This window comes from Novosphingobium decolorationis, assembly GCF_018417475.1.
GTDB classification, from domain to species: domain Bacteria; phylum Pseudomonadota; class Alphaproteobacteria; order Sphingomonadales; family Sphingomonadaceae; genus Novosphingobium; species Novosphingobium decolorationis.
Genome location: NZ_CP054856.1, coordinates 2073350 through 2097099, shown reverse-complemented (window position 1 = coordinate 2097099; position 23750 = coordinate 2073350). Strand labels below are relative to the sequence as shown.

General features: G+C 66.7%; 14 protein-coding genes. 10 read left to right on the top strand and 4 right to left on the bottom strand.

The window, feature by feature from the left end; translation table 11 throughout:
* Nucleotides 1-80 precede the first annotated feature (80 nt).
* The 4 genes from HT578_RS09630 to HT578_RS09615 all read right to left on the bottom strand — a co-directional run bounded on the left by HT578_RS09630 (nucleotide 81) and on the right by HT578_RS09615 (nucleotide 7934).
* Nucleotides 81-2396, bottom strand: coding sequence for a TonB-dependent receptor (locus tag HT578_RS09630; protein WP_213503767.1), 2316 nt, complete (start codon nucleotides 2394-2396; stop codon nucleotides 81-83).
* 492 nt (nucleotides 2397-2888) lie between these two features.
* Complete coding sequence (locus HT578_RS09625) at nucleotides 2889-3788, bottom strand: glycoside hydrolase (RefSeq protein WP_213503766.1); 900 nt, start codon at nucleotides 3786-3788, stop codon at nucleotides 2889-2891.
* A gap of 85 nt (nucleotides 3789-3873) precedes the next feature.
* Nucleotides 3874-5061: a M24 family metallopeptidase gene (locus HT578_RS09620; RefSeq protein ID WP_213503765.1), complete on the bottom strand. Its 1188-nt coding sequence runs from the start codon at nucleotides 5059-5061 to the stop codon at nucleotides 3874-3876.
* A 119-nt stretch (nucleotides 5062-5180) separates the two neighbouring features.
* On the bottom strand, nucleotides 5181-7934 hold the full coding sequence (locus HT578_RS09615; protein WP_213503764.1) for a DUF5695 domain-containing protein: 2754 nt from the start codon (nucleotides 7932-7934) through the stop codon (nucleotides 5181-5183).
* A gap of 294 nt (nucleotides 7935-8228) precedes the next feature.
* On the opposite strand from HT578_RS09615, the gene HT578_RS09610 reads away from it, so the two are divergent.
* From HT578_RS09610 to HT578_RS09565, 10 genes are all read left to right on the top strand, one after another.
* Nucleotides 8229-10577, top strand: a complete 2349-nt coding sequence (locus tag HT578_RS09610) for a glycoside hydrolase family 127 protein (protein WP_239026575.1) — start codon at nucleotides 8229-8231, stop codon at nucleotides 10575-10577.
* A 44-nt stretch (nucleotides 10578-10621) separates the two neighbouring features.
* Nucleotides 10622-11716 carry an Ldh family oxidoreductase gene (locus HT578_RS09605; RefSeq protein ID WP_213503761.1) on the top strand — a complete coding sequence of 365 codons (1095 nt, stop codon included), beginning with the start codon at nucleotides 10622-10624 and terminating at the stop codon, nucleotides 11714-11716.
* Nucleotides 11646-13445, top strand: coding sequence for a DUF885 domain-containing protein (locus HT578_RS09600; RefSeq protein ID WP_213503760.1), 1800 nt, complete (start codon nucleotides 11646-11648; stop codon nucleotides 13443-13445). Before HT578_RS09605 ends, HT578_RS09600 begins: the two co-directional genes overlap by 71 nt.
* Nucleotides 13446-13449: 4 nt before the next feature.
* On the top strand, nucleotides 13450-15069 hold the full coding sequence (locus tag HT578_RS09595) for a family 43 glycosylhydrolase (RefSeq protein ID WP_213503759.1): 1620 nt from the start codon (nucleotides 13450-13452) through the stop codon (nucleotides 15067-15069).
* Nucleotides 15070-15314: 245 nt separating this feature from the next.
* Nucleotides 15315-18014, top strand: a complete 2700-nt coding sequence (locus tag HT578_RS09590) for a TonB-dependent receptor (protein WP_213503758.1) — start codon at nucleotides 15315-15317, stop codon at nucleotides 18012-18014.
* 100 nt (nucleotides 18015-18114) lie between these two features.
* Entirely contained in the window at nucleotides 18115-18693 is a 579-nt protein-coding gene (locus HT578_RS09585) for a hypothetical protein (RefSeq protein WP_213503757.1), read from the top strand.
* A complete protein-coding gene (locus HT578_RS09580; protein WP_213503756.1) occupies nucleotides 18690-19226 on the top strand; it encodes a hypothetical protein in 537 nt (178 codons plus the stop codon). The genes HT578_RS09585 and HT578_RS09580 overlap by 4 nt, the downstream gene beginning before the upstream one ends.
* A 166-nt stretch (nucleotides 19227-19392) precedes the next feature.
* A complete protein-coding gene (locus tag HT578_RS09575; protein ID WP_213503755.1) occupies nucleotides 19393-20307 on the top strand; it encodes a dihydrodipicolinate synthase family protein in 915 nt (304 codons plus the stop codon).
* Nucleotides 20308-20320: 13 nt separating this feature from the next.
* A complete protein-coding gene (locus tag HT578_RS09570; RefSeq protein WP_213503754.1) occupies nucleotides 20321-21319 on the top strand; it encodes a 4-hydroxyproline epimerase in 999 nt (332 codons plus the stop codon).
* Between the two features lie 107 nt (nucleotides 21320-21426).
* Complete coding sequence (locus HT578_RS09565) at nucleotides 21427-23748, top strand: DPP IV N-terminal domain-containing protein (protein WP_213503753.1); 2322 nt, start codon at nucleotides 21427-21429, stop codon at nucleotides 23746-23748.
* The last annotated feature ends 2 nt before the right edge of the window (nucleotides 23749-23750 follow it).

The window sequence follows — 23750 nt, the reverse complement described above, 5'->3', positions numbered from 1 at the left end:
TGTTGGTGGAGGCAAAAAGAAGGGGGCGGACCTTGCGGTCGCCCCCTTCCTTGTGTGCCGTTGTCGGGCCGGTCTGCAGATCAGAACGCCTTCTTGAGCGTCACGAACCACTGGCGCGGCGCGCCGACCATGAAGTACTGCCAGTCGCCCGGGGCGTAGCTGGCCTGGTAGCCGCCCGACTGGCCGATGGTGGAGACGTACTTCTCGTCGGTCACGTTGGTGACGTTGAGCTGGATCTCGGTGCCATCGAGCGCATCGTCCGAGTTGATGCGGTAGCCCACGGTCAGGTCGACCAGCGCGCGGCCCTTGAACGAGAGGTCGTTCTCGTAGGTGGCGTAGCGCTTGGACTGGTAGTTGACGTGCGCACGGCCGATGAAGGTGCCATCGTCGTACGAGATCTCGCCGTTGATGAGGTGCTCGGGCTGGTCGACGACCGACTTGCCGCCCGAGGCCGCAACCAGCTCGCCTGCGCCGTTCAGCACGTCATCGTCATAGGACGCATCGGTGTAGGCATAGGCCGCGTAGAGCGAGAGCGCGGGGGTCACGCGGTACTGGCCGGTGACTTCGACGCCCTTGGTCGTGACCGAGCCGACGTTGTTGAGGACCGACGGGCAGCTCTCGATCGCCGAGCAGGGCGAGACCGAGAAGAGGCGGTTGTCGAACTTCACGTGGTAGCCCACGACCGAAGCCTCGAACTTGGGCAGGTGGAAGCGCAGGCCGCCCTCGAAGGTCTTGGACGTTTCCGGCTTCAGGCCCTGCTCGCGGATCGCGGCGAACTGGTCGGGCGAGGTGATGAACGGCGTCGTCGTGAAGGCGCGCATGTTCTCGGCGTAGCTGCCGAACAGTTCGACTTCGTAGATCGGACGGTAGTTCACGCCGACCTGGGGCAGGAACATGTCCTTGGCCGTAAGCGAGCCCTGCGTCGCCCAGCTGGCGCTGGTGCGCGAGGGGTCGTTGCTGGCGTCGATGTCGACCTGGATGCCCTTCCAGCCGCCCGAAACCTTGAGGCTGTCGGTCAGCTCCCAGGTGTCCTGCACGTAGTACTGGTAGGTGTTGATGTCGAACTTGTAGAAGTAGTCGTACGCGAACGGGTTCTTGGGGAACTCGTGGTGCGAGATGCTCGAGGTCGGCGCATCGTCGAGGCCGAAGTAGTCGCGCGCGGTGTCGTAGTCGTTGATCTCGTACCAGCCGCCCACTTCGATCTGGTTGCCGCGGAACAGGTCGTACGACAGGCTGCCGGTCACGCCCATGCGGTTGATGAAGTATTCCGTGCCGCGCACCGAGAGGCTCGAGCCGCCCGGGGTCGGGACATAGGGCGTCCACCAGGTGCCGATACCACGGTTGTTGTGGTAGTAGGGCGAGACGCGCACGTGCAGTTCGTCGGTGAGGTCGTAGTCGACGCTCATGCCGATCAGCAGGTCCTTGCGCAGGCCATAGCCGTCGTAATAGGCATCATCGCCCGTCAGCGTGCCGTAGCCCTCGTAGTCGTCGGTGTAGACGCCGTTCTGGAGGTTGGTGGCGATGTCCTGCGCGGTCTCGAAGTCATAGCGCAGGTAGTCCCAGTCGTAGCCGTGGCGATCCAGGATGTCGGGCGTGAGGTCGGCGTAGTCGGCGTCGGCCATCTCGGAGTAGTTGGCGAAGATCTTGAGCTCGCCGCGGTCGCCCATCGGCGCGACCAGCTTGGAGTTGATCTGCCACAGCTCCTGCGAGCCCTTGCCCTTCCACTTGGGCGTGTCCGAGTAGGTGCCCGAAACGTAGGCGCGCACGCCGCCGCCAAGGTCGCCGGTCTCGAAGCGGGCGAACACGCGCCAGGCATCGTTGCTGCCGAACGTGGCCGAGGTGGTGAGGCCCATGTCGTAGCTGGGATCGAGGCTTTCAAAGGCGATCGTGCCGCCCAGGTTCGAGCTCGAGGCCGTCGAGAGCGCGCCCGCACCCTGCGACAGCTCGGTCATGCCGATGTTGTCCGAGGTGATCGCGCGGCTGATGTGCAGGCCATTGAAGTTGGAATAGCTCATGTCGCCCAGCGGCACGCCGTCGAGCGTGAAGCCCAGCTGGTTCTGCGTGAAGCCGCGCACCGAGATGCGGGTCGTCCATTCGTTGGTGCCCAGCGGCGAGGCCGACTGGAAGTTGACGCTCGGCAGCTTGCTGAGAACGGCAAGCGGGCTGGTGCCGGGCGTGGCGATGGCGATGTCCTCGGCGGTGAGGCTCTGGACCTGGCGGGTCTGGCCGGTGCCGATGACGACGATCTCGTTGCGGGCCGAACCGGCGGCGGCGGGCGCCGCGGCGGAGGTGGCGGCATCGGTGGCGGGGCTCGCGTCGTTCGCGGCCAGGGCTGGGGTCGCCAGCACGGATGACAGCGCCAGCGCGCTGGCGTTCAGAAAGGCATTTGAGCGCATCGTATCCCTCATGCGTTGCGGCAGAATCGCCGTTTTCAAGAGCGCGCGTGTCAAACGCGCAGGCGCGGTACCAGGGCCTGGGGCGCGTGGAAGGCGCAGGTGGCTGCGCGGCGCGAGGAGGCCCGTCCGGTTCCGCTCGGGTGGTGCCCGGAGACGTCGCTTACGCAACCCGGGGGCTCGGTGGGAGCTGACGCGCTCATAACGCTCACGAGATATTGTTCAACCGTTCAATTTCCATAAATGCAAATTGATAAGGCATTTTGCGGCCTAAATGGCACACTCACCCCGCCATCTGGAAAGGTTCCCGCGAATGTGACATTTTTTTGAATGTTTGTTCAGTTGCAAAAGGCTGTTCGGTTACCGGATAGATTGGGGCGCTGTTCAACCCGGATGCGAGTCGAAACGGCGCGCGCAGACCAAAAAGGCCCCGCGCTTGCGCGCGAGGCCTCGGTTGGGTCAGGGCAGGTGCCACCCGGGCCGGGTGGCCGTGGCTCAATCGGCCTTGGCGGTCCTGGGCTTCGCCTTGGCGTTGTGCATCCAGAAGGGATCGTCGGGCAGGCGGTGGATCTGCCCGTAGACCTGCTCCAGCAGGACCGCGAGCGCGGGATCGCGCGCGGCCATCTCGGCATCGGTGCGCACCAGCGTGTCGCCCATCTGCGCGGGGAAGTTGCTGTTGAACCAGAACTGCGTGCCCTCGGCCCAGTACTCGTCGATGGTGTTCTCCATGTACTGGTCCTTCCAGGTGCCGCGCTGGCGCGCGTTGGCATAGGCGGCGTGGATCAGCGCATCGAAGGCCGGGTCGATCTCGAGGAGGGCCTGGTACATCGCGTGCGAGAACTCGTGGACGAGGATCGTCTCGCCGAAATAGCGCGTGCCGGGCACGGCCTGGATGTTCTCCTCCGCCCCGCTGGTGAGCAGGCCGCCCATGCCGCGCGCGCGCTTGGCCCAGTATTCATAGGGCGTGAGCGGGGCGATCTCGGTGTCGTAGTTCTCCCGCTCAAACGGCGTGAGGACGATGTCGTCGCGGGCCGGCTTGTCCCAGTCGCGCTGCTCAGGCAAGTCCATGGTGGTCTCATCCTCGGCCATGATCGCGATGCGAAAGCCCTGGCGGACCAGTTCGCGTGCGATTTCGGGCCGGTGGGCGAGCATGGCGTGGACCATATTGCGCGCCTTGACGAGGGTGCTCGGCTTCACTTTCGACGAGCTGGTGATCCACACGCCGTCGGTCTGGAGAGCCTGGGTGTAGAAGGGATCGAGCGCCAAGTCGGCGGGCGGGGCGACGATGTCCGCCGCGCTGGCCGTGGCCGCGCCCGCAAGCGCCGCGCCGCCCACGAGCGGCAGGGTCAGGGCAAGGGCGCTCAGCGCGCGGCGGCGGAACGAGGAAAGGCGCAAGGTCGATATCTTCCAGGCTTGGGGCGGCCGCCCGCAGAGGGGCGGCGCCGGTGGCGGGAGCGGCGGCGCACCGGCGCCGTACCGCTCAGGCGAAGGGGCGTTCGAGCGCGGTCTGGGGCTCTGTGAACCAGGCCGCGCCCGTCTCGGTGACATGGAAATGGTCTTCCAGCCGCACGCCGAAGCGCTCGGGATGGACGATCATCGGTTCGTTGGAGAAGCACATGCCCGGTTGCAGAGGCGTGGTGTCCCCGCGCACGAGGTAGGCGGGCTCGTGGATGGACAAGCCAATGCCGTGGCCGGTGCGGTGGGGCAGGCCGGGCAGGGTGTAGTCGGGGCCAAGGCCCGCGGCGGTGAGGACATCGCGCGCGGCCGCGTCGACTTCCTCGCAGGGCACGCCCGGACGCACGGCGGCAAAGGCGGCGGCCTGCGCGGCCTTCTCCAGCTCCCAGGTCTCGGCCTCGAGCGCGCTCACCTTGCCAAAGGCGTAAGTGCGCGTGATGTCGGAGTGGTAGCCCTCGATGCGGCAGCCGGTGTCGATGAGGACGAGCTGGTTCTCCTCCAGCTCCTGGTCGTAGGGCAGGCCATGCGGGTAGGCGGTGGCGTGGCCGAACTGCACCGCGCAGAAGTACGAGCCCGAAGTGCCCAGCGTGCGGTGCGCATCGTCGATGAAGCGGATCACCTCGCTCGCGCGGATGCCGGGCGCCAGGATGCGCGCGGCGGCCTTGTGGACCTCCAGCGTCATTGTCTTGGCCTGCTGCAGAAGCGCCAGTTCCTGCGGCGACTTGATCATGCGGCCCGCATCGATGATCGCGCCCGCATCAAGGGTGGAGCCGACCAGCGCCATGAAGCGGCGGGCATGGCCAAAGGAGAGCAGCGGGTCGAGCGCCAGGCAGGTCGCGGGCCCATGCGCGCGGCATTCCAGGGCGACCGGGTCCTCTTCCTCTTCCCACAGGACGTACTCGGCCTCGATCTGGAGTTCGGCGTCGAGCGAGCCGCGCTCGAACACCGGGCAGATCACGCGCGGGGTGCCGCTCCTGGGAATGACGAGCGCGACGAGCCGCTCGGTCGGGGACCAGGCGAGGCCGGTGAAGTAGCGCATCGACGGGCCGACATTGACGACCATCGCGTCCGCGCCAGCGTCGATCATGCGCGTGCGGGCCGCCTCGATGCGCGCGGTGTATTCCGCGCGGCTGATGGCGGGCGCCCAGTCGCTCCAGCGGCCCAGCCGGGCCAGTTCGGTCTCGCGGTCGGATCCGCCAATCATCGTCGTCATCGTCCTGTCCATCTGCAGCTGGGGGAAGGGGGGGGGGGGGGAGGGGTCCTTCTCCTGTCATGGTCCGGGGCGGTCGGCAAGGATGGGAAAAGCGTGCCGACCGCCCGGTGCCGCACCACTTAGCGCGGGCTAAGCGTCACGACCTTGGGGGCGCTGTCCAGGTTGAAGGCGTAGGCGCCGCGCTCCAGCGTGCCGGTGTCGCTGGCGTAGGGCGTGCCGTCCTTCGTGGTGGTCTCGAAGAGCAGGCGCGCGCGCGGCGTGATGGCGCTCGCCGGATCGAGGGTCAGGCGCACTTCGCCGGTCTTGGTATCGTAGTCGGCCGAGGCGATCTTGCCCGCCTCCAGCGTGATCCAGAGGCCCGCAGGCGCGATAAAGAGGCGGCGGCGCGCGCCGTCCTGGGGCACGACGTGGATGGTGTCGCCCTTTGTCTCCAGCTTGCCGCCAAGGCCCAGCCAGCCGAACTCGGGATGATCGACAAGGTAGGTCGCGGCGGTGATGGCATGGCCATAGAAGCCCATGCCGTAGTCGCCGGTGATCGCATCCCACTGCATCATGTCGGGATAGGAGTGGAACGCGGCCGAACCGAAGCCTTCCTGATCGATGTTGGTGATGCCGCCCATCATGCCGCCGTAGGCGACGCGCAGGAGGTGGAAGTCCTTGGGGTTCTTGCGGTAGGCGGTGAACAGCGGCACCGCGTTCAAGGCCGAACCGTAGTGGTGGATCTGGCGCTCGATGCGGCTGACCTTGCCGCCATAGAGGAAGTCCCAGTAGCGGCGCGCGTTGCCGTTGTAGCCCCAGCTCGGGATCGTCGGGTCATAGCCCAGGATCACCTCGCGGGTGGCCTCGGCCTGGGGCTCGTAGCCGAAGTGGTCCATCCAGGCGTAGACTTCGGGCTGGCCGGTGGAATCCCAGGCCATCTCCGAGCCGAACGGGTACTTGAGCGAACGCCAGTGGTCCGCGCGCTCGGTCATCAGCCGCTTCATGTTGGCCGCTTCCTCGCTCATGCCCTCACGCTCGAGGTCCTTGAGGATGTCGAGGAAGACATCGCCTTCCATGAGGCCGAAGCGCGCGTAGTAGGGCGCATCGCGCATCATCGCGACGCTCGTGACGTAGGCCCACTTGAGGTAGAACTTCCAGTCGTGGCGCGTGACCAGACCTTCGCTGTCGCGCGCGAGGCGGTAGAGCACCCAGTGTCCGATCGCGACGTGGGGGTAGTTGTAGGTGCGGCCAAGGTCGTTGGAATGCTCCTTGTTCCACGCCGTCCAGCTCGACCAGTCGATCTTCGGATCGTAGTAGTCGGGGAATTCCTCGGGCTCGTAGTAGAAGATGCTCTTCTTGACGCCGCCCTTGTGCTCGCCCTCGTCGATCTGCAGCGTGCCGAGCACGGTCTCGTCGACCAGGCGCTCGATGCGTGCGACTTCCTCGGGATCGGGATTGTCGAGCTGCTTGATGGCGGCCGCGACCCACGAACCGGCGCCGCCCTCATCGCTCATGCCAGCGACCCAAACGCGCCCGTCCTGGGTGAGGATCCTGTTTTCCTCGCGGTCGTAGGAGAGGATGGCGGGCGTGCGGTGGAAGGGATCGCCCTTGCCCTCGAACCACTGCTGGTGCGTGGTGAAGTGGCCAAGGTCGGCAACGACCTTCTCCATGGGCTTGGTGATGTAGTAGCTCACCGTCTGCTTCTGGCCATCGGCGTAGGTCAGCGTCAGGCGCGCGCGGCCCCAGCCGCTGGCCTTGACCTGATAGCGCGCCCAGCCTTCGCCGCTGCCCTCTTCGCTGAGCGACAGGGCGCCTTCGGGGAAGCTCTCGATCCCCGTCACCTTGCTTGGGGCCTTCAGGAACAGGCTCGCGCTCTGGTCGGTGGGCAGGACGTAGCCGGGAATGCCGACCGCGACCGGGCGCTTGTGGGCGACCAGCGTGTCCTCGATCGCGCGGATGCTGGGGGCGGTCACGAACTTGACGCCAAAGCTGCGGCGCTCGCCCGGCTGGAGGGTGATGCTGGTCGGCTCGTTCCATTGGCGGGATGCCTTGGACCATTCCTTCTCGGCAAAGCCCTTGCTGGCGACCGTCCAGTCGTAGAAGCCTTCGGAGACCTGGCCGCGCGGCGAGAGGTCGGTGAAGTTGTCGTCCTTCTTGGCCCAGGCCTTCTCGTAGATCGGCTTGTAGGCTTCGAGCGGGGTGCCCTTCTCGGGCAGGACGAGAAGCGCGGGCCCCTCGCCCGAAAGGCGGGTCACCTGCAGGTAGCCCGCATCGCGCCCGATATAGGGATCGACAAAGCTGGCTTCCTGGTGCGCGGCGTCAAGGTCGCGGTCGAGGATGATGTTGTCGAAGACCATCGGCATGCCCAACACGCCGATCTCGACCGCCTCGGCGCTCGTGTTTTCCAGCGTGAAGCGCATGGCGAGGACACCGTCCTCGTTGAGCCAGCGGCGCTCGACCTTGAGCGGGATACCCTCGCCCATCGAGGTGGTGATGTCGGCGGCGGCCAGCACGTCCTTGCCGCCGCGCAGCGCGGTGATCTGCTTGCGCAGGGCCGAGGAGTTGTAGTCCTGCCAGGCCCCGCCGCCGGTGCGCAGGCGCAGGTGCAGGTCGCCGATGTGGACATAGCCGTTGGCCGCGCGCTCGGCCTCGCGCCCGGCGGGCACGAAGTCGAAGGCGCTCACGCCCTTGGGGGCGAGGCTCGCCAGCGTCTGGGTGTCCGCGCGCAGCGCCAGGTTGAAGTCCTGCGTCGTCATCTCGGTCGTGATGATCGGCGGGTAGACCTTCCTGGGCTTCTCGTCCTGGGCCTGGACGGCGGCGAGAGGAAGCACGGTGGGGGCCGCCGTGGCGATGGCCAGGGCAAGCAGCGGGAGGGGGCGCAGTACGCGGTTCATGTCAGGTCCTCATTTGCGGCCGATGCCAGCCAGGCTCGTGTCTCTTGATCGTGGGATGACGATTGCAGCGGGGGGCGTCAAGGAAAATATACGATATATAATCGGAGTAATTGTGGAGAGGGCGTACCCCGCTCTGGTCTTGGTGTGCGTCACTTGCTCCTGTGTTTCTGCGGCCTTGGGGTGTGTTTCGGGGGTGGCCCACAGGGGATTGACTCGGCGATCACTCAGGCTATCAATAACGTATACGATATTCGATAGGAGTGTTTCGGGATGAAAGCCAGTCGGCGCCAATGGATGTCTGGGGTTGCCGCGCTTGCGCTGTGCGGAGTGGCGCCGCGCGGGTTCGCCGCGGTCGTGAAGCCGGTCATGCCCCTGCGGGCAACGCCTCTGCCCCTCAACGACGTGCGCCTCACCGCGTCCGACTGGGCCACCGCGGTCGAGGTCAACGAGGGCTACCTGCTCTCGCTCAGCCCGGACCGCTTCCTGCACAACTTCCGCAAGTACGCCGGGCTCGAACCCAGGGCCGAGATCTACGGCGGCTGGGAATCGGACACGATCGCGGGGCACACGCTCGGCCACTACATGACCGCGCTGGTCCTCACCTGGCAGCAGCGCGGCACCGCCGAATGCCGCCGCCGCGCCGACTACATCGTTGACGAGCTGGCCGATTGCCAGGCCGCGCGCGGCAACGGCTACATCGGCGCGCTCGGGCGCAAGACCAAGGATGGCGAGATTGTCGATGGCATCACCGTCTTCGACGAGGTGCGCGAGGGCATCATCAAGTCGGGTGGGTTCGACCTCAACGGCTCGTGGTCGCCGCTCTACACCGTGCACAAGATGTTCGCCGGCCTGCTCGACATCCACGCGGCCTGGGGCAACGACAAGGCGCTCAACGTCCTGATCGGGCTGGCCGCCTACTTTGCGGACATGTTCGACGCGCTCGACGAGGCGCAGATGCAGGAGCTTCTGGGCTGCGAATACGGCGGTCTCAACGAAAGCTATGCTGAACTCTACGCGCGCACCGGCAATGCGCGCTGGATGCAGATCGCCAAGCGCATCTACGACAAGCGCGTGCTCGACCCGCTGGTTGCGCAGGAAGACAAGCTGGCGAACTTCCACGCCAACACGCAGGTCCCCAAGCTGATCGGCCTTGGCCGCATCCACGAGCTGACCGGCGAGAAGGCCCCGGCGACGGCCGCGCGCTTCTTCTGGGACATCGTCACGCAGCACCACAGCTACGTGATCGGCGGCAATGCGGACCGCGAGTACTTCTCCGAGCCTGACACCATCGCCCAGCACCTGACCGAGTCCACCTGCGAGCACTGCAACACCTACAACATGCTCAAGCTGACCCGGCAGCTCTATTCCTGGCAGCCCGAGGCGGCGCTGTTCGACTATTACGAACGCGCGCACCTCAACCACGTGCTGTCCGCGCAGAACCCGCACAACGCGGGCTTCACCTACATGACGCCGATGATGAGCGGGGCCGAGCGCGGCTATTCGCAGCCGGGCGAGGAAGGCTTCTGGTGCTGTGTCGGCTCGGGGATGGAGAGCCATGCCAAGCACGGCGATTCGATCTACTGGCAGGGCGAGGACACGCTCTTTGTAAACCTGTTCATCGCCTCGCGCGCGGTCTGGAAGGAAAAGGGCGTCGCCCTGAGCCTCGCGACCGACTACCCCTTCGAGGGCGACGTGCGCCTGACGCTCGAGACGGTGAAGTCCTCGCAATTTGCGCTCGCGCTGCGCATTCCGGGCTGGAGCCAGGGTGCGGTGGGCTTGCGCATCAACGGCGAAGTGGTCCAGGTCACGCCGGTGAACGGCTATGTGCGGATCGAGCGCCGCTGGCAGGCGGGCGATGTGATCGACTATTCGCTGCCGCTCGACCTGCGCCTCGAATCCGCGCCCGGCGCGCCCGAGGTGGTCTCGGTCCTGCGCGGGCCGATGGTCATGGCCGCCGACCTTGGCCCTGTCGAGATGGAGTGGAAGGACGTTGAGCCTGCAATGGTCGGCGAGAACCCGCTGGAGGCCTTCTACCCCATCGTCTCGGACCGCCCGCGCTATGTCACGCGCGGCATCGTGCGCCCGGGTGACCGCAACTTCGTGCCCTTCTACAGCCAGTACGAGCGCCGCAGCGCGATCTACTTCAAGCGCTTCAGCGAAGGGCAGTGGAAGCAGGAAGAGGCCGCCTACCTGGCCGAGCAGGCCCGCCAGAAGGACGTTGCGGCACGTTCGATCGACGTCATGCACCTGGGCGAAATGCAGCCCGAGCGCGACCACAACCTGATCTCGGAGAACTCCTGGCCCGCCGCCTACCGCGGGCGCAACGGGCGCGATGCGCGCTCGGGCGGCTTCTTCGAATTCTCGATGAAGGTGAAGCCGGGGCCGCTGCTGCTCCAGGCGACCTACTGGGGCAGCGAGCGTGGCCGCGCCTTCGACATCCTCGTTGACGGGGTGAAGGTGGCAACGCAGGTTCTGGGCGAGGACCGCCCCGGCAAGTTCTTCGATGTCGAGTACCCGCTCCCGCAGGCGCTGACCAAGGACAAGGACAGCGTGCGCGTGCGCTTCGTGCCGCACGAGCGCAACACCGCAGGGCCGGTCTTCGGGGTTCGCCTCTTCACCGCCAAGCCTGGCACCGCGACGTAACCGCAGCCCTCCCGGCTGCCACGAACAAGGCCCGCATCTTTTCCATGACCGATACCGTAGACCTGACCCTCGAGGAGGCCGATGCCCTGGCGCGCGACGTGCTGGAGGCCTGGGGCCTGGCGCCCGATCACGCCGCCGCCGTCGCCGCGACGATGGTGGCGGGCGAGCGCGACGGGTGCACCTCGCACGGCCTCTACCGTCTGCTGGTGGCGGCCGCCTCGGTGGAGAAGGGCGTGGTGACGCCCGACGCCGTGCCGGAGGTGAGCGAGCCTGCACCCGCGCTGGTGCGGGTGGACGGGAAGGGGGGCTTTGCCCAGCTCCCCTTCGCGCGCGGCGTGCCGCTGCTGGTGGAAAAGGCGCGGGCCAAGGGCGTGGCGGCCATGGCGCTCAACAACGTGGTGCACTTTGCCGCGCTCTGGCCCGAGGTCGAGGCGCTGGCGCGCGAGGGGCTGGTGGCGCTCGCCTTCACCGCCAACCACGCCTGGGTGGCGCCAGCGGGCGGCACCAGGCCGGTCTTCGGCACCAATCCCATCGCGTTCGCCTGGCCCCGGCCGGGGCGCGAGCCCTTTGTCTTCGACTTCGCCACCACGGTCATCGCGCGCGGCGACATCGAACTGCACCGCCGTGCGGGCAAGCCCGTGCCCGCCGACTGGGGCTATGATGCCGAAGGGCGCGAGACGACCGACGCCAAGGCCGTCCTCGACGGGGCCATGCGCACGTTCGGCGGGCACAAGGGGTCCGCGCTCGCGGCCATGGTCGAACTCATCGCAGGGCCGCTGATCGGCGACATGACGAGCGCGCAGTCGCTTGCCAGCGACGCCGGACGCGGCGGCTCGCCCTTGGGCGGGGAACTTCTCATCGCCATCGATCCGGCGGGCTTCCTCGGCGACCGGGTCGAGGAATACCTCGCGCACGGCGAGACCATGTTTGCGGCCATCGAAGGGCAGGGCGCGCGCCTTCCGGGCGCCCGTCGCATCGCCGCGCGCCGCGAAACCATGGAGAGGGGGCTACGCATCCCGGCCGCCTTCCACGCCGAACTTCTCGACCTCCTGCAAAAAGGCAAGACCCATGCAACGACCGGCCCTGCGCGCGCTGCTTCTGGCGGCAACGACACTGGCGATGGCGCCGCTGCCGACTGAGGCCGCCGCGCCCGCCGCGCCCGCGAGCGAGGCCGGGGCGAAAGCTACGTCTGCGGCCGACGCCGCGTTCGAGGCGCTCTACACCAGCGAATGGGAATGGCGCCGCTCCTTGTGGGGCCCGGACGAGGACAACCCGCAGGACACCCCGGCGCTGCCCGATGTCGGCCCCGAGGCGCAGGCGGAAAAGCTGGCGCGCTGGAGCAAGGTCAAGGCGAAGCTCGCCAGGATCGACACCGCCGCGCTTTCGCGTGAGAACCAGATCAACTACGCGGTCTACGCCAATCAGATCGACGCGCTGCTGACCGAGCAGCAGTACCGTGACTACGAAAAGCCCTTCAACGCCGACACCAGCTTCTGGGGCAACCTGGCGGCCCGTGTGCGCGAGCCGGTCAAGGACGAGCCGGGTGCGCGCGCGATGCTGGCGATGCTGCGCGATATTCCGCGCTATTACGACCAGCAGATTGCGAACATGCGCGCCGGCATCGCGCGCGGCTTCACCGCGCCGCGCGTCACGCTGGCCGGGCGCGACGAGGGCATTGCGCAGGTCATTGCGGCGGGCGCGAGCGAGGAGAACGTCTTCTTTGCGCCCTTCGCCGACCTTCCCGACACCATTCCCCAGGCCACGCGCACCCAGATCGAGGCCGACGCGCTGCGCGTGATCAAGGCGGACGTAATCCCCGCGCACGGCAAGCTGCTGGCTTTCCTGCGCAACGAGTACACACCCGCCGCGCGCACCTCGCTGGGTGCTGACAAGCTGCCCGACGGACGCGCCTACTACCTCTCCAAGATCCGCGAGTTCACGACTCTGGAGAAGACGCCCGAGGAGATCCACCAGCTGGGCCTCGCCGAGATGGCCCGGATCCGCGCGCGCATGGACGATGTCATGCGCGAGGTCGGTTTTACGGGCACGCTGGGCGAATTCTTCGAGCACCTGCGCACCGATCCGCAGTTCTATCCCAAAACGCCCGAAGAGCTCCTCTACCGCGCGGCCTGGATCGCCAAGAGCTTTGACGGCAAGGCCTCGCAGTATTTCGGGCGCCTGCCGCGCAGCCGCTTTGCGATCAAGCCGGTGCCCGATGACATCGCGCCTTTCTACACCGGCGGGCGCGGCGGTCCGGGGATCTATCTCGTCAACACCTACGACCTGCCCTCGCGTCCGTTCTATTCGCAGGTCGCGCTGACCCTGCACGAGAGCGCGCCGGGCCATGCCTTCCAGATGCCGCTCGCGGCCGAGAACACCGCGCTCCCCGCCTTCCGGCGCGACACGTACCTCTCGGCCTATGGCGAGGGCTGGGCGCTCTACTGCGAGGCGCTGGGCGAGGACATGGACATGTACGAGACGCCCTACGACCTGTTCGGGATGCTGAGCTATCAGGCCTGGCGCGCCTCGCGGCTGGTGGTCGATACCGGCATCCACGCCAAGGGCTGGACCCGCGAAGAGGCACAGGACTACCTGCGCAGCAACACCGCGCTTTCCAACCACGAGATCGAGACCGAGGTCGACCGCTACATCTCCTGGCCCGGGCAGGCGCTCAGCTATTACATGGGTGAACTCGCCTTCCTCGACGCGCGCGCGAAGGCGAAGGCGGCGCTGGGCGAGAAGTTCAACATCCGCGCCTTCCACGATGCCGTGCTCGAGATCGGGTCGGTGCCGCTTCCGCTCATCGACGCGCGCGTCGACCAGCTCATCGCCGAGGGCGGTGTGGGCCCCTATCCCGACGAGGAATGACACCATGATACGTACCGCTCTTGTGGGCGCGCTCCTGTCGAGCGCGCTGGCGCTGCCCGCTTGTGCGCAGCAGGCGCCCGTCTCCGCGCCCGCCAACACCACCACCGCAACCGCGCCCGCGCCGCGCGAGCTGCATGTGCCGGGCAACCCGATCCTGGCGGACGGGGACTACTATTCGACCGACCCGGCCCCGTTCGTGGCTAAGGATGCGCTGTGGATCCTCGCCGGGCGCGACATGGCCGAGCCCGAGGTCAACGACTTCATCATGCCCGAATGGCAGTTGCTCACCACGAAGGACCCGGCCTCGGGCGACTGGACGCATTACCCGGCCGTCGCGCGCCCGCATGTGGTGTTCGACTGGGCCGAGGAAGGGCGCGCCTACGCCGGGCAGATCGTGCCGGGGCCGGATGGGCGCTACTACTTCTATGCCCCGGTGCTGGAGAAGGATTCCGACGCCAAGGACCGCTTCGCGATCGGCGTGGCCGTGGCCGACAGCCCGACCGGTCCCTGGCGCGACGCGCACCCCGAAGGGCCGATCATCTCGCAGCGAGTGCCGGTGGCCAAGGACATCCAGAACATCGACCCCACCGTCCTCATCGACGAGGATGGCAAGGTCTACCTCTACTGGGGCACGTTCGGGCAGGTGCGCGCGATCGAGCTCGAACCCGACATGGTCCACACCAAGGGGCGCGAGCGCGAGATCACGGGGCTTACCGGCTTCTTCGAAGCGCCCTGGATCCTGAAGCGCAAGGGCACCTACTACATGCTCTATGCGGGCAACAAGGCGGGGCCCGATTCCGACTGCACGCCGGCGGTCTACCACGCCTGCATCGGCTATGGCTCGGCGCCTTCGCCCTTCGGGCCCTGGACCTATCGCGGCGTGGTGCTGAAGCCTGTTTCCTCCACCACCTCGCACCCGGGCGCGGCCGAGTTCAAGGGGCAGTGGTACCTCGCCTACCACACCGCCGATGCGCAAGGGGGCGGGCACTTCCGCCGCTCGGTCGCGCTCGACAAGCTGGAGTGGGACGACAGCGTCCGTCCCGCGCGCATCCGCGAGGTGGTGCCCACGCGCCGGGAAGGCCCTGCGCCTGAGCCCACCCGCAACATGGCCGCCGCCGCCATGCCCGGTGCCTCTAATACGCCCGTGCCGGTCCAGTACTGGATCGCTGCGCTCAACGACGGGGTGACCAGGGCCAACCCGCTACCGCCCGAGATGTGGGGCAGCTGGCGTCCGGACAATCCGCCCAGCCAGTGGATATCCTATGCCTGGGACGCGCCGGTCACGCTCAATGGCGCTCGCCTGTGGTTCTGGAACGACCAGCCTGCCGGTGCGTCGATCGGGGTGGCGCCGCCTGCGGCCTGGCATCTTGAGTACTGGGACGCGGCGGCCAGGGGCTGGGCGCCGGTCAAGGCCGAGGGACCCTACGGCACGCAGCCGGGCCGCTTCCAGGAGGTCGCCTTCGCGCCCGTCACCACACGGTGCCTGCGCGCGGTGCTGGAGGCCTCGGGCAAAGGCGGCGAGCACGCAGGCCTTGCCGTGCAGGAGTTCGAAGCGCTCGCGCCCAAGGCCGCGCTGCCCCGTCCCCGCGCAGAGGATGCCCCGGCACCACAGCCCTGCGGCTGACGCTATTTGCCGGACAAAATTTTGCCTGAAGGTGGCATGAAGATGGCGGGGCTGGGCAACCAGGTCCGCCATTTTTGTTGAAAATCAAAGATTTTCTGCGGTTGTGAGATAGGCCGGAGCGTGTTTCCCAACCATGACAAATCCCTTGACTCATACCAAATATTATAGTTCGTATACGATATATAGGGGTAACAAGAACACTACGGTGAAGGGGAATCAAAATGAGGTTCAGGGGATTTTTGCACGTGACCAGCGCGATGACGCTGGTTGCCATGGCGTCGGCACCCATGGTGGCCCATGCGGCTGCTCCCGCGGAGACCGAGGACGCATCCAGCCTGGAAGGCGATGATCCGATCATCGTCAACGGCGTGCGCGGGGCGGTCGAAGAGGCCACCGAGAAGAAGCGCAACTCCAAGCAGATCGTCGACTCGGTCGTCGCCGAGGACGTGGGCAAGCTGCCCGACAACAACGTCGTCGAAGCGCTTGCCCGCGTGACCGGCGTCCAGATCGACCGCGCGCGGGGCCAGGGGCAGAGCGTCACCATTCGCGGTCTTTCCGAGATCCAGACCACGGTCAACGGCAACCAGACGAACCTGGGTGACGGGCGTTCGCTCAACCTCGCCGACATCCCGGCCGAGCTCCTCAAGCAGGTTGACGTCTACAAGACCCGCAGCGCCGACCAGGTCGAAGGCGGCATCGCGGGTACCGTCAACGTCGAGCTGCGCCGTCCCTTCGATCTGGAGGATGGCTGGACCATCGCGGGCAGCGTGCGCGGGTCCTACGACGACATTTCCGAGAAGGTCAGCCCCTATGGCTCGCTGCTGCTGGCCAACCGCTTCGACACCGGCATCGGCGAGATCGGCTTCCTCGTGAACGCCTCGTGGACGCGCACGATCTACCGCGAGAACTACATCGAGAGCGAATCGCCCTTCGAGCGTGAACTGGACGATGGCTCCATCGGGATCATCCCCTACCGCGCCTACTATGGGCTGGAGAACGGCAACACCAAGCGCCCCTCGATCAATGGCGTGCTGCAGTGGAAGCCCACCGACAACCTCGAGTTCGTCCTCGAGGGCGGCTACATCGGCTCGCGCGAGAAGCGCGCGCTCGAACGCCTCTATGTGCAGGACATGCAGGTTCAGGACCTGAGCAACGTGGTGATGATGGACGACGGGCGCACGATCGCCTCGGCCACGGTGAGCAACGCGAACGGCCTGCCTGCGGGTATCGACACGCAGTACAACTCGTTCCACTCCAACCTCTACACCACCAACTTCGAGGCCAACTGGCACTCGGACCGCGTGACGCTGCACGGCAGCGTCCAGTACAACTGGTCGAACGAGGGCAACTACTTCGTCGAGACGATCCTGCGGCCCGAGAACCTGACCTCGGCCGACGTCAACTTCAATTCGGACATCTATGGTCGCGGCGCGCCCTCGATTTCCTTCAACGACGTGGATCTGACCGATCCCTCGCAGTACGTCGTCGACCGCTTCCAGGACAACCGCGGCGGTTCGAACAACAAGGAATTCGCCGCCCAGGCCGACATGACGATCGAGCTGGGTGACAACGGCTTCCTGCGCACGCTGCAGGTCGGTGGCCGTTACAACCAGCGCAAGGTCGATCGCTACTACGGCTACCGCGACGGTTTCCCGCGCGTCGATGGCACCTTCGCGCCCTTCGAGACGTTCCCGGGCTTCGGCGATGCCTCGATGGTCGGGCCCGACATCGGCGGATCGAGCATGGAATGGCTGCGCATTCCGGGCGCCATCACGCGCGCGAATGTCGCCGAGATCCGCCAGTACATCCAGGAGTACGATCCGGGCAACGCGCAGCGTTTCTCCAGCCTCTACCCGCCGAGCGACCAGGGCCAGACCTTCGAATCGAACGAGAAGAACTTCGCGGCCTACGCGCAGGTCAACTACGGGTTCGAGCTGGCCGGCATTCCCATCGACGGCCTTGCGGGCGCGCGCTTCACCAACACCTGGGGCTCGTCCACCAGCTACAACTACCGTCCGGGCAACGAGGACAACGGCTGGCTCGACATCGTCCAGGTCTCGCCGGGCAAGGGCAACTACTCTGCGATCCTGCCGACCGCGACCGCGATCCTGCACTTCGATCCCAAGGTCCAGCTGCGCCTGTCGTACAGCACCAACGTGTTCCGTCCCAGCTTCTACGATTCGCGTCCCTTCTACTTCGCCGAGACGCGCTCGACGCCGCCGATCGTCTTTGCGGGCAACCCCTCGCTCAAGCAGCAGCGTGAGCATTCGTTCGATGCGAGCGCGGAATACTACTTCGGGCGTGGCGGGCAGATCTCGCTGGCGGGTTACTACAAGAAGGCCTCGAACTTCCTGTACTATGACCGCAACGACGCGGATGCCGAGGAGATGCTCAGCTACGGCATCGACCTTGCCGACTACGACTCCGATTTCGGCTACGTCGAGATGCAGCGCAACGCGGGCGATGGCACGTTCATCGGCCTGGAAGGCACGGTGCAGACCTTCTTCGACTTTGCGCCGGGCATCCTCAAGAACTTCGGTGTGAGCCTCAATGCCAGCCATATCTTCAAGGCGCGCATCGAGTATCCCTACCCCGAGGATTTCCCCGGTGCCTTCGATTCGCCCAACACCTCGAAGTGGACCGCGAACGCCGCGCTGTTCTACGATACCCCGCAGTTCAGCGCGCGCGTGGCCTACAACTACCGCTCGTCCTACCGCATGGGTATCTGGAACCAGAATCCGGAATATTCGCCCTATCAGGACGCGACCGAGCGTCTGGACGCGGCGATCAACTACACGCCGGTGAAGTTCATGACCCTCTCGGTCGAGGCGTCGAACATCCTGGGCAACGACGTGTACCGCTACCACGGCAACCAGGCGCTGCTGCCGCTGGGCGTGCGCACACTGGCCCGCACCATCCAGTCCAGCGTGCGCTTCCGCTTCTGATCACACGCATCGCGTGACCGAATGACGAACGGAGCCGTACCCTGCCACGAGGTACGGCTCCGTTTTCGTTTGAGGCGCAACCCATCAACAGGAGGATCCCATGCGCTACTCCTTTCGCGCGGCAGCGCTGGCAGGGCTTGCCGGTCTGGCCGCGCTCCCCGCGCAAGCCCAGGATTTTACCGTGAAGGTCTCCGGGCGGACGATGCCCTGGAGCCCGGCAATCAACAAGGACATGGATTTCGGCATCCGCGACGGTACGCGCCCGGCGATGCTCTTTGGCGCAAGCCTCATCGCAGGCAGCACCATCACCTTTCGCGCGCACGGCGAGACCACGACCCTGCCGGGCGGCGCGCGGTTCGGGCCCGAAGGGCAGATCGACTACGTGACGGAAAAACGCCCGGGCGGCTCGGGGCGGCTGTTTCCCAGTTACTACCTCGACAAGGCGGACTACCCTGCGCACCTCAACGCGCTGATCGGTGCCTTCGTCAGCGCGGATGGCAAGGTCATCGGCGCGCCGTTCCTGATCGGCCGGGAGACGGCGCGGCAGGTCCCCGAGGGGGCACAAGCCATCACCTTCGGGATCAACGACGATGTGTTCCATGAAAACGAAGGCGAACTCCTCGTCGAGGTCCATGTGCCCGAAGCCCGTGTCATCCTTGAACAGGAGCAGGCGCAATGAAGGCGGGGCTGACGTTTCTCGCCGCGCTGGCGGCGGTGAGTTCGGGGCCGGGCCTGGCCCGTGACGTGACGGTCGAGGTGGACGCGCGCGCGCAGCCCTGGGACGAGGATGCCTTTGAAGGCATGTCCTTTGGCAAGGGCGACGGCGAGGCCCCGGTGCAGATCATGGGCTTCGAGGATCTGGCCGGGGCGAATGTCGCGATCTTTCCGGTGTCCGGCGGCGTGACCCTGGTCGAGGGGGCCGAGGTCGGGCCGGAAGGCATCGTGGGCGATGCGGCCGATGACCTGCGCGTCAAGAAGCGGGTCTATCCCAGCCTCTACACGCCCAAGATCCTCTATCCGGTCTATCGCCATGCCCTCATGGCGGTCTTTACCGATGAAGACGGGCGCCCGGTGGGCAGGCCCTTCCCGGTCGGGACGGGCGTGCGGGTGGGCGTGCCGGACGAGGCGCGCGGGCTTAGCCTGGGCTTCAACGACATTACCTTCAAGGACAATGCCGGGACACTCCAGGTCGTCGTCCAGATCCCCGACTGATCACGCAGCGTGCCACCGCTCGGGCGCACGATGTCGCCCGCGCGGTGAGCCGTGCGGTGTGCGCGGCCTGATCGTCGCCTGGTCCAAATGTGCTCTTGCTAGACCTTTTATGATATCGTATACGATATCTCGATATTCGCATTTCACCTCCTGAGGAACAGTTTTCATGTCAATTGATTGGAAGGGCGTTTTCCCGGCCGTTACCACGCAGGTGCGCGAGGATCTGTCGATCGACGTCGCCGATACGCAGCGCGTCGTGGACGATCTTATTCGTGACGGCGTGACGGGTGTCATCGCCCTTGGCACGGTGGGCGAGAACAACTCGCTGGAATTCGACGAGAAGGTCGAAGTCCTGACCGGCATCGTCGAGGCCGTGGCCGGGCGCGTTCCGGTCATCACCGGCGTTTCGGAATACGACGTGCGCCGCGCCTCGCGCTGGGCCCAGCAGGCCGAAAAGATCGGCGCGGACGGCCTCATGTTGCTGCCGCCCATGGTCTACGTGCCCCAGCCGCACGAGCTGGTCGCCCACTTCAAGGGCGTCGCCGACAGCACCGGCCTGCCGATCATGCTCTACAACAACCCGCCCGCCTACCGCACACAGATCACCGCCGAGGTGCTCGAGGCGCTGGTCGATGTGAAGAACATCGTCGCGGTCAAGGAATCGGCCCCCGACAGCCGCCGCTTCACCGACGTGAAGAACGCGTGCGGCGATCGCTTCGTGCTCTTCGCCGGGCTCGACGACGTGGCGCTCGAAGGTCTGTACCTGGGCGCGCAGGGCTGGGTCTCGGGCCTCACCAACGCCTTCCCGCGCGAATCGGTGGAACTGGTCAACGCCTTCCAGCGCGGCGACCACGCCAAGGCGCTGGAGATCTACCGCTGGTTCATGCCGCTCCTGCACCTCGATGCCGAACATGACCTCGTCCAGTCGATCAAGCTGGCCGAGCAGGTCATGGGCCGTGGGTCCGAGCGTGTCCTGCCTCCGCGCCAGCCGCTGGTCGGCGCACGCCGCGCCGAGGTGATCGCGATGGTCGAGAAGGCAGCCGCGACGCGGCCCGTGCTCGCCGATCCCGTCGTCGCCTGATACAGGAACCTCGATGCGACACACCTTCTTCTGCATCGATGGTCACACAGCCGGGAACCCCGTCCGCCTTGTCGCGGGCGGGGCTCCGCTGTTGAAAGGGGCCACGATGTCCGAGCGCCGCCAGGACTTCCTGGAGCGCTTCGACTGGATCCGCACCGGGCTGTGCTTCGAGCCGCGCGGCCACGACATGATGTCGGGCGGGTTCCTCTATCCCCCGACCGATCCCGCCAACGACATCGGCATTCTCTTCATCGAGACCTCGGGCTGCCTGCCGATGTGCGGGCACGGGACCATCGGCATCATCACCTTCGGGCTTGAGCATGGCCTGATCCAGCCCGCGACACCGGGCAGCCTGCGCGTGGAGGTCCCCGCCGGGCTCATCGAGATCGCCTACACCGTCGAAGGCGCGAAGGTGACCTCGGTGCGCATCACCAATGTGCCTTCCTATGTCGCCGCGCGCGGGATCGAGATCGACGTGGAGGGGCTCGGCCCGCTCACCGTCGATGTCTCCTACGGGGGCAACTACTATGCCATCGTCGAGCCGCAGGGCGCCTACACGGGCCTCGAGGCGATGAGCGCGAGCGAGATCCTCACCCTCTCGCCGCGCGTGCGCGAGGCGGTGCGCGCCGCGTTCGAGCCGGTCCATCCGCTCGACCCCACCATCCGCGGCGTCAGCCATGTCCTGTGGGCCGACGTTCCGCAAGGCGAGGGCGCGGACGGGCGCAACGCGGTGTTCTACGGCGACAAGGCCATCGACCGCAGCCCGTGCGGGACGGGCACGTCCTCGCGCCTGGCCCACCTGGCCGGGCAGGGCAAGCTCAAGGTCGGGGACCGCTTCGTCCATGAAAGCTACATCGGCAGCCAGTTCATCGGACGCGTCGAGAAGGAGGTCACGCTGGGCGACACGCCCGCCATCGTGCCCTCGATCGAAGGCTCGGCCATAGCCACCGGGTTCAACACCATCTGGATCGACCGCGAGGACAGGTTCTGGGACGGTTTCCAGGTCACCTGATCCAAGTACGGCGGGGGCGGGGGGATAACCTCGCCCCCGCTTCGCATTTGTAGAGCGGGCCCTGCTGGCGGGCCCCACGCACCACGAAAACAACAGGGTTGCCCATCATGTCCGCTGCGTCCCGTTCCCCGCTCCTTGGCCTTGCGCTGGCGCTCTCGGTTGCCGTTCCCGCGCTCGCGACGGGGCTTCTCGCCTCTCCGGCCCACGCCGAGCCCACCCGCGCCGAAATCGCACGTTCGGTACACCTGCGCGAGGATTGGCAGTACCTGACGCGCGGCATTGCCTGGCCCGCCAGCTGGACGCCGGACAGCACGGCCTTCTCCTACCGCCGCACGGTGGAAGGCGGCTTTGCCTTCGAGACGGTGGCGCTGGACGGCCTGACCCGCGCGCCCTCCTTTGACCATGCCCGGCTCGCCGAAGGTCTGGGCCACCTGCTCGGCCACGAGATCGCGCCGCTGCGCCTGCCGTTCGAGGAGTTCAGCTTCACCGACGCCGCGCGCCAGACGATCCGCTTCCATATCGATTACACGCCCTACGAATGCGATCTGGCCGACTACACCTGCCGCAAGCTGTCCTCTCCTGGACGCCCGCGCGGCTTTGGCGTGGTGCGCGATCTCTCGGTGCCCGCCGACAACACCCCGCGTGTCTCACCCGATGGCGCGCTGGAGGCGCTGGTAGAGGACAGCAACCTCCTTGTGCGCAGCGCGCAAGGGGGCGAAGTGCGCCTGCGCACGGCGACAGGGACCGAGGGCAACTTCTACGATCCCGAGACCATCGCCTGGTCGCCCGACAGCCGCCACCTGATGATCTACCGCGTGCGCCCGGGCTTCGCGCGCCATGTGCTGCGCGTCGAGGCGGCGCCTGCGGGACAGCTGCAGCCGGGCCTGCAGACCCAGCTTTACCCCAAGCCCGGCGATGCCATCGACCAGGAGCAGCCCGTCCTCGTCGATGTGGCGACCGGCGTGGTGACCGAGATCGACCCCGCGCTCTTTCCCAACCCCTACGAACTCTCCGCCCCGCGCTGGCGGCGCGATGGTGAGAGCGCCGAGTTCGACTACATGCAGCGCGGTTTCCAAGAGGCCAAGGTGATCGCCGTCGACGCCGCCACGGGCCGCGCGCACGCCGCCGTGACGGAGACAGCGGACACCTTCGTCTTTGGCGAAAAGCGCTTCGTCCACGACGTAGATGGCCTGGGCAAGGAACTGCTCTGGACCTCCGAGCGCGATGGCAACCGCCACATCTACCTTGTCGATGGAAAGAGCGGGAAGGTGGCCCGTCAGATCACCAGGGGCGACTGGGTCGTGCGCGAGGTCGTGCGGGTGGACGATGCGGCGCGCCGGATCTGGTTTGCCGCAAGCGGCATGACCCCGGGCGAGGACCCTTACTTCGTGCACTATTACCGGGTTGATTTCGACGGGCGCAACCTTGTCGCCCTGACGCCCGAGAGGGCCAACCACCAGGCCCGCTTCGCGCCCGACATGCGCCATTTCGTCGACACCTATTCGCGCGTCGATGCGCCCGAAGTCACCGTGCTGCGCCGCGCCGAGGATGGCGCGAACGTGGCCGAGATCGCGCGAGGGGACATCACGCGGCTCACCGAAGCAGGCTTCCGGCCCCCGGAAGTCTTCACCGCCAAGGGGCGCGATGGCACGAGTGACATCTGGGGCCTTGTCGTGCGCCCGCGCGACTACGATCCGGCCAAATCGTACCCGGTCATCGAGAACATCTACGCCGGGCCCCACGACAGCTTCGTGCCCAAGAGTTTCTGGCCCTTTGGCTACCATTCGGGCGGCGACAAGGTGATCGGGATGCAGGCGCTGGCGGACCTGGGCTTCATCGTCGTCCAGATCGACGGCATGGGGACGGCCAACCGCTCCAAGGCGTTCCACGACGTGGCCTGGAAGAACCTGGCCGATTCCGGCTTTCCCGACCGCATCGCCTGGCACCGTGCGCTCGCCGCACACGATCCCTCCTACGACATTTCGCGCGTGGGGATCTACGGCGCGTCGGCGGGCGGGCAGAGCACGCTCAACGCGCTCCTTTTCCATGGCGACTTCTACAAGGCGGGCTTTGCGCTGGCGGGCTGCTACGACAACCGCATGGACAAGATCAGCTGGAACGAGCAGTGGCTCGGCTGGCCGGTCGATGCGTCCTACCTTGCGGCCTCGGGCGTGGAGCACGCCGACAAGCTTCGGGGCCGCCTCTTCATGGTGGTGGGCGAGCAGGACAGCAACGTCGATCCGGCCTCGACGATGCAGGTGGTCGATGCGCTCATCACGGCGGACAAGGATTTCGACCTGCTGGTCGTGCCGGGCGGCGAACATTCGACCGGCCGTTCGAGCGGCCCGATCGACTATGTGACGCGCCGCCAGTTCGATTTCTTCGTGGACGCGCTGCAGACCCACGGCGCCGAGGCCGCCGCGCTCTGATG

Bases quoted from the DNA above. Each gene is read 5' to 3' on its own strand.
- HT578_RS09610 (WP_239026575.1), top strand. From the start codon at position 8,229: ATGTCTGGGGTTGCCGCGCTTGCGCTGTGCGGAGTGGCGCCGCGCGGG.
- HT578_RS09585 (WP_213503757.1), top strand. From the start codon at position 18,115: ATGCGCTACTCCTTTCGCGCGGCAGCGCTGGCAGGGCTTGCCGGTCTG.
- HT578_RS09595 (WP_213503759.1), top strand. From the start codon at position 13,450: ATGATACGTACCGCTCTTGTGGGCGCGCTCCTGTCGAGCGCGCTGGCG.
- HT578_RS09605 (WP_213503761.1), top strand. From the start codon at position 10,622: ATGACCGATACCGTAGACCTGACCCTCGAGGAGGCCGATGCCCTGGCG.
- HT578_RS09620 (WP_213503765.1), bottom strand. From the start codon at position 5,061: ATGACGACGATGATTGGCGGATCCGACCGCGAGACCGAACTGGCCCGG.
- HT578_RS09615 (WP_213503764.1), bottom strand. From the start codon at position 7,934: ATGAACCGCGTACTGCGCCCCCTCCCGCTGCTTGCCCTGGCCATCGCC.
- HT578_RS09565 (WP_213503753.1), top strand. From the start codon at position 21,427: ATGTCCGCTGCGTCCCGTTCCCCGCTCCTTGGCCTTGCGCTGGCGCTC.
- HT578_RS09580 (WP_213503756.1), top strand. From the start codon at position 18,690: ATGAAGGCGGGGCTGACGTTTCTCGCCGCGCTGGCGGCGGTGAGTTCG.
- HT578_RS09570 (WP_213503754.1), top strand. From the start codon at position 20,321: ATGCGACACACCTTCTTCTGCATCGATGGTCACACAGCCGGGAACCCC.
- HT578_RS09575 (WP_213503755.1), top strand. From the start codon at position 19,393: ATGTCAATTGATTGGAAGGGCGTTTTCCCGGCCGTTACCACGCAGGTG.
- HT578_RS09600 (WP_213503760.1), top strand. From the start codon at position 11,646: ATGCAACGACCGGCCCTGCGCGCGCTGCTTCTGGCGGCAACGACACTG.
- HT578_RS09630 (WP_213503767.1), bottom strand. From the start codon at position 2,396: ATGCGCTCAAATGCCTTTCTGAACGCCAGCGCGCTGGCGCTGTCATCC.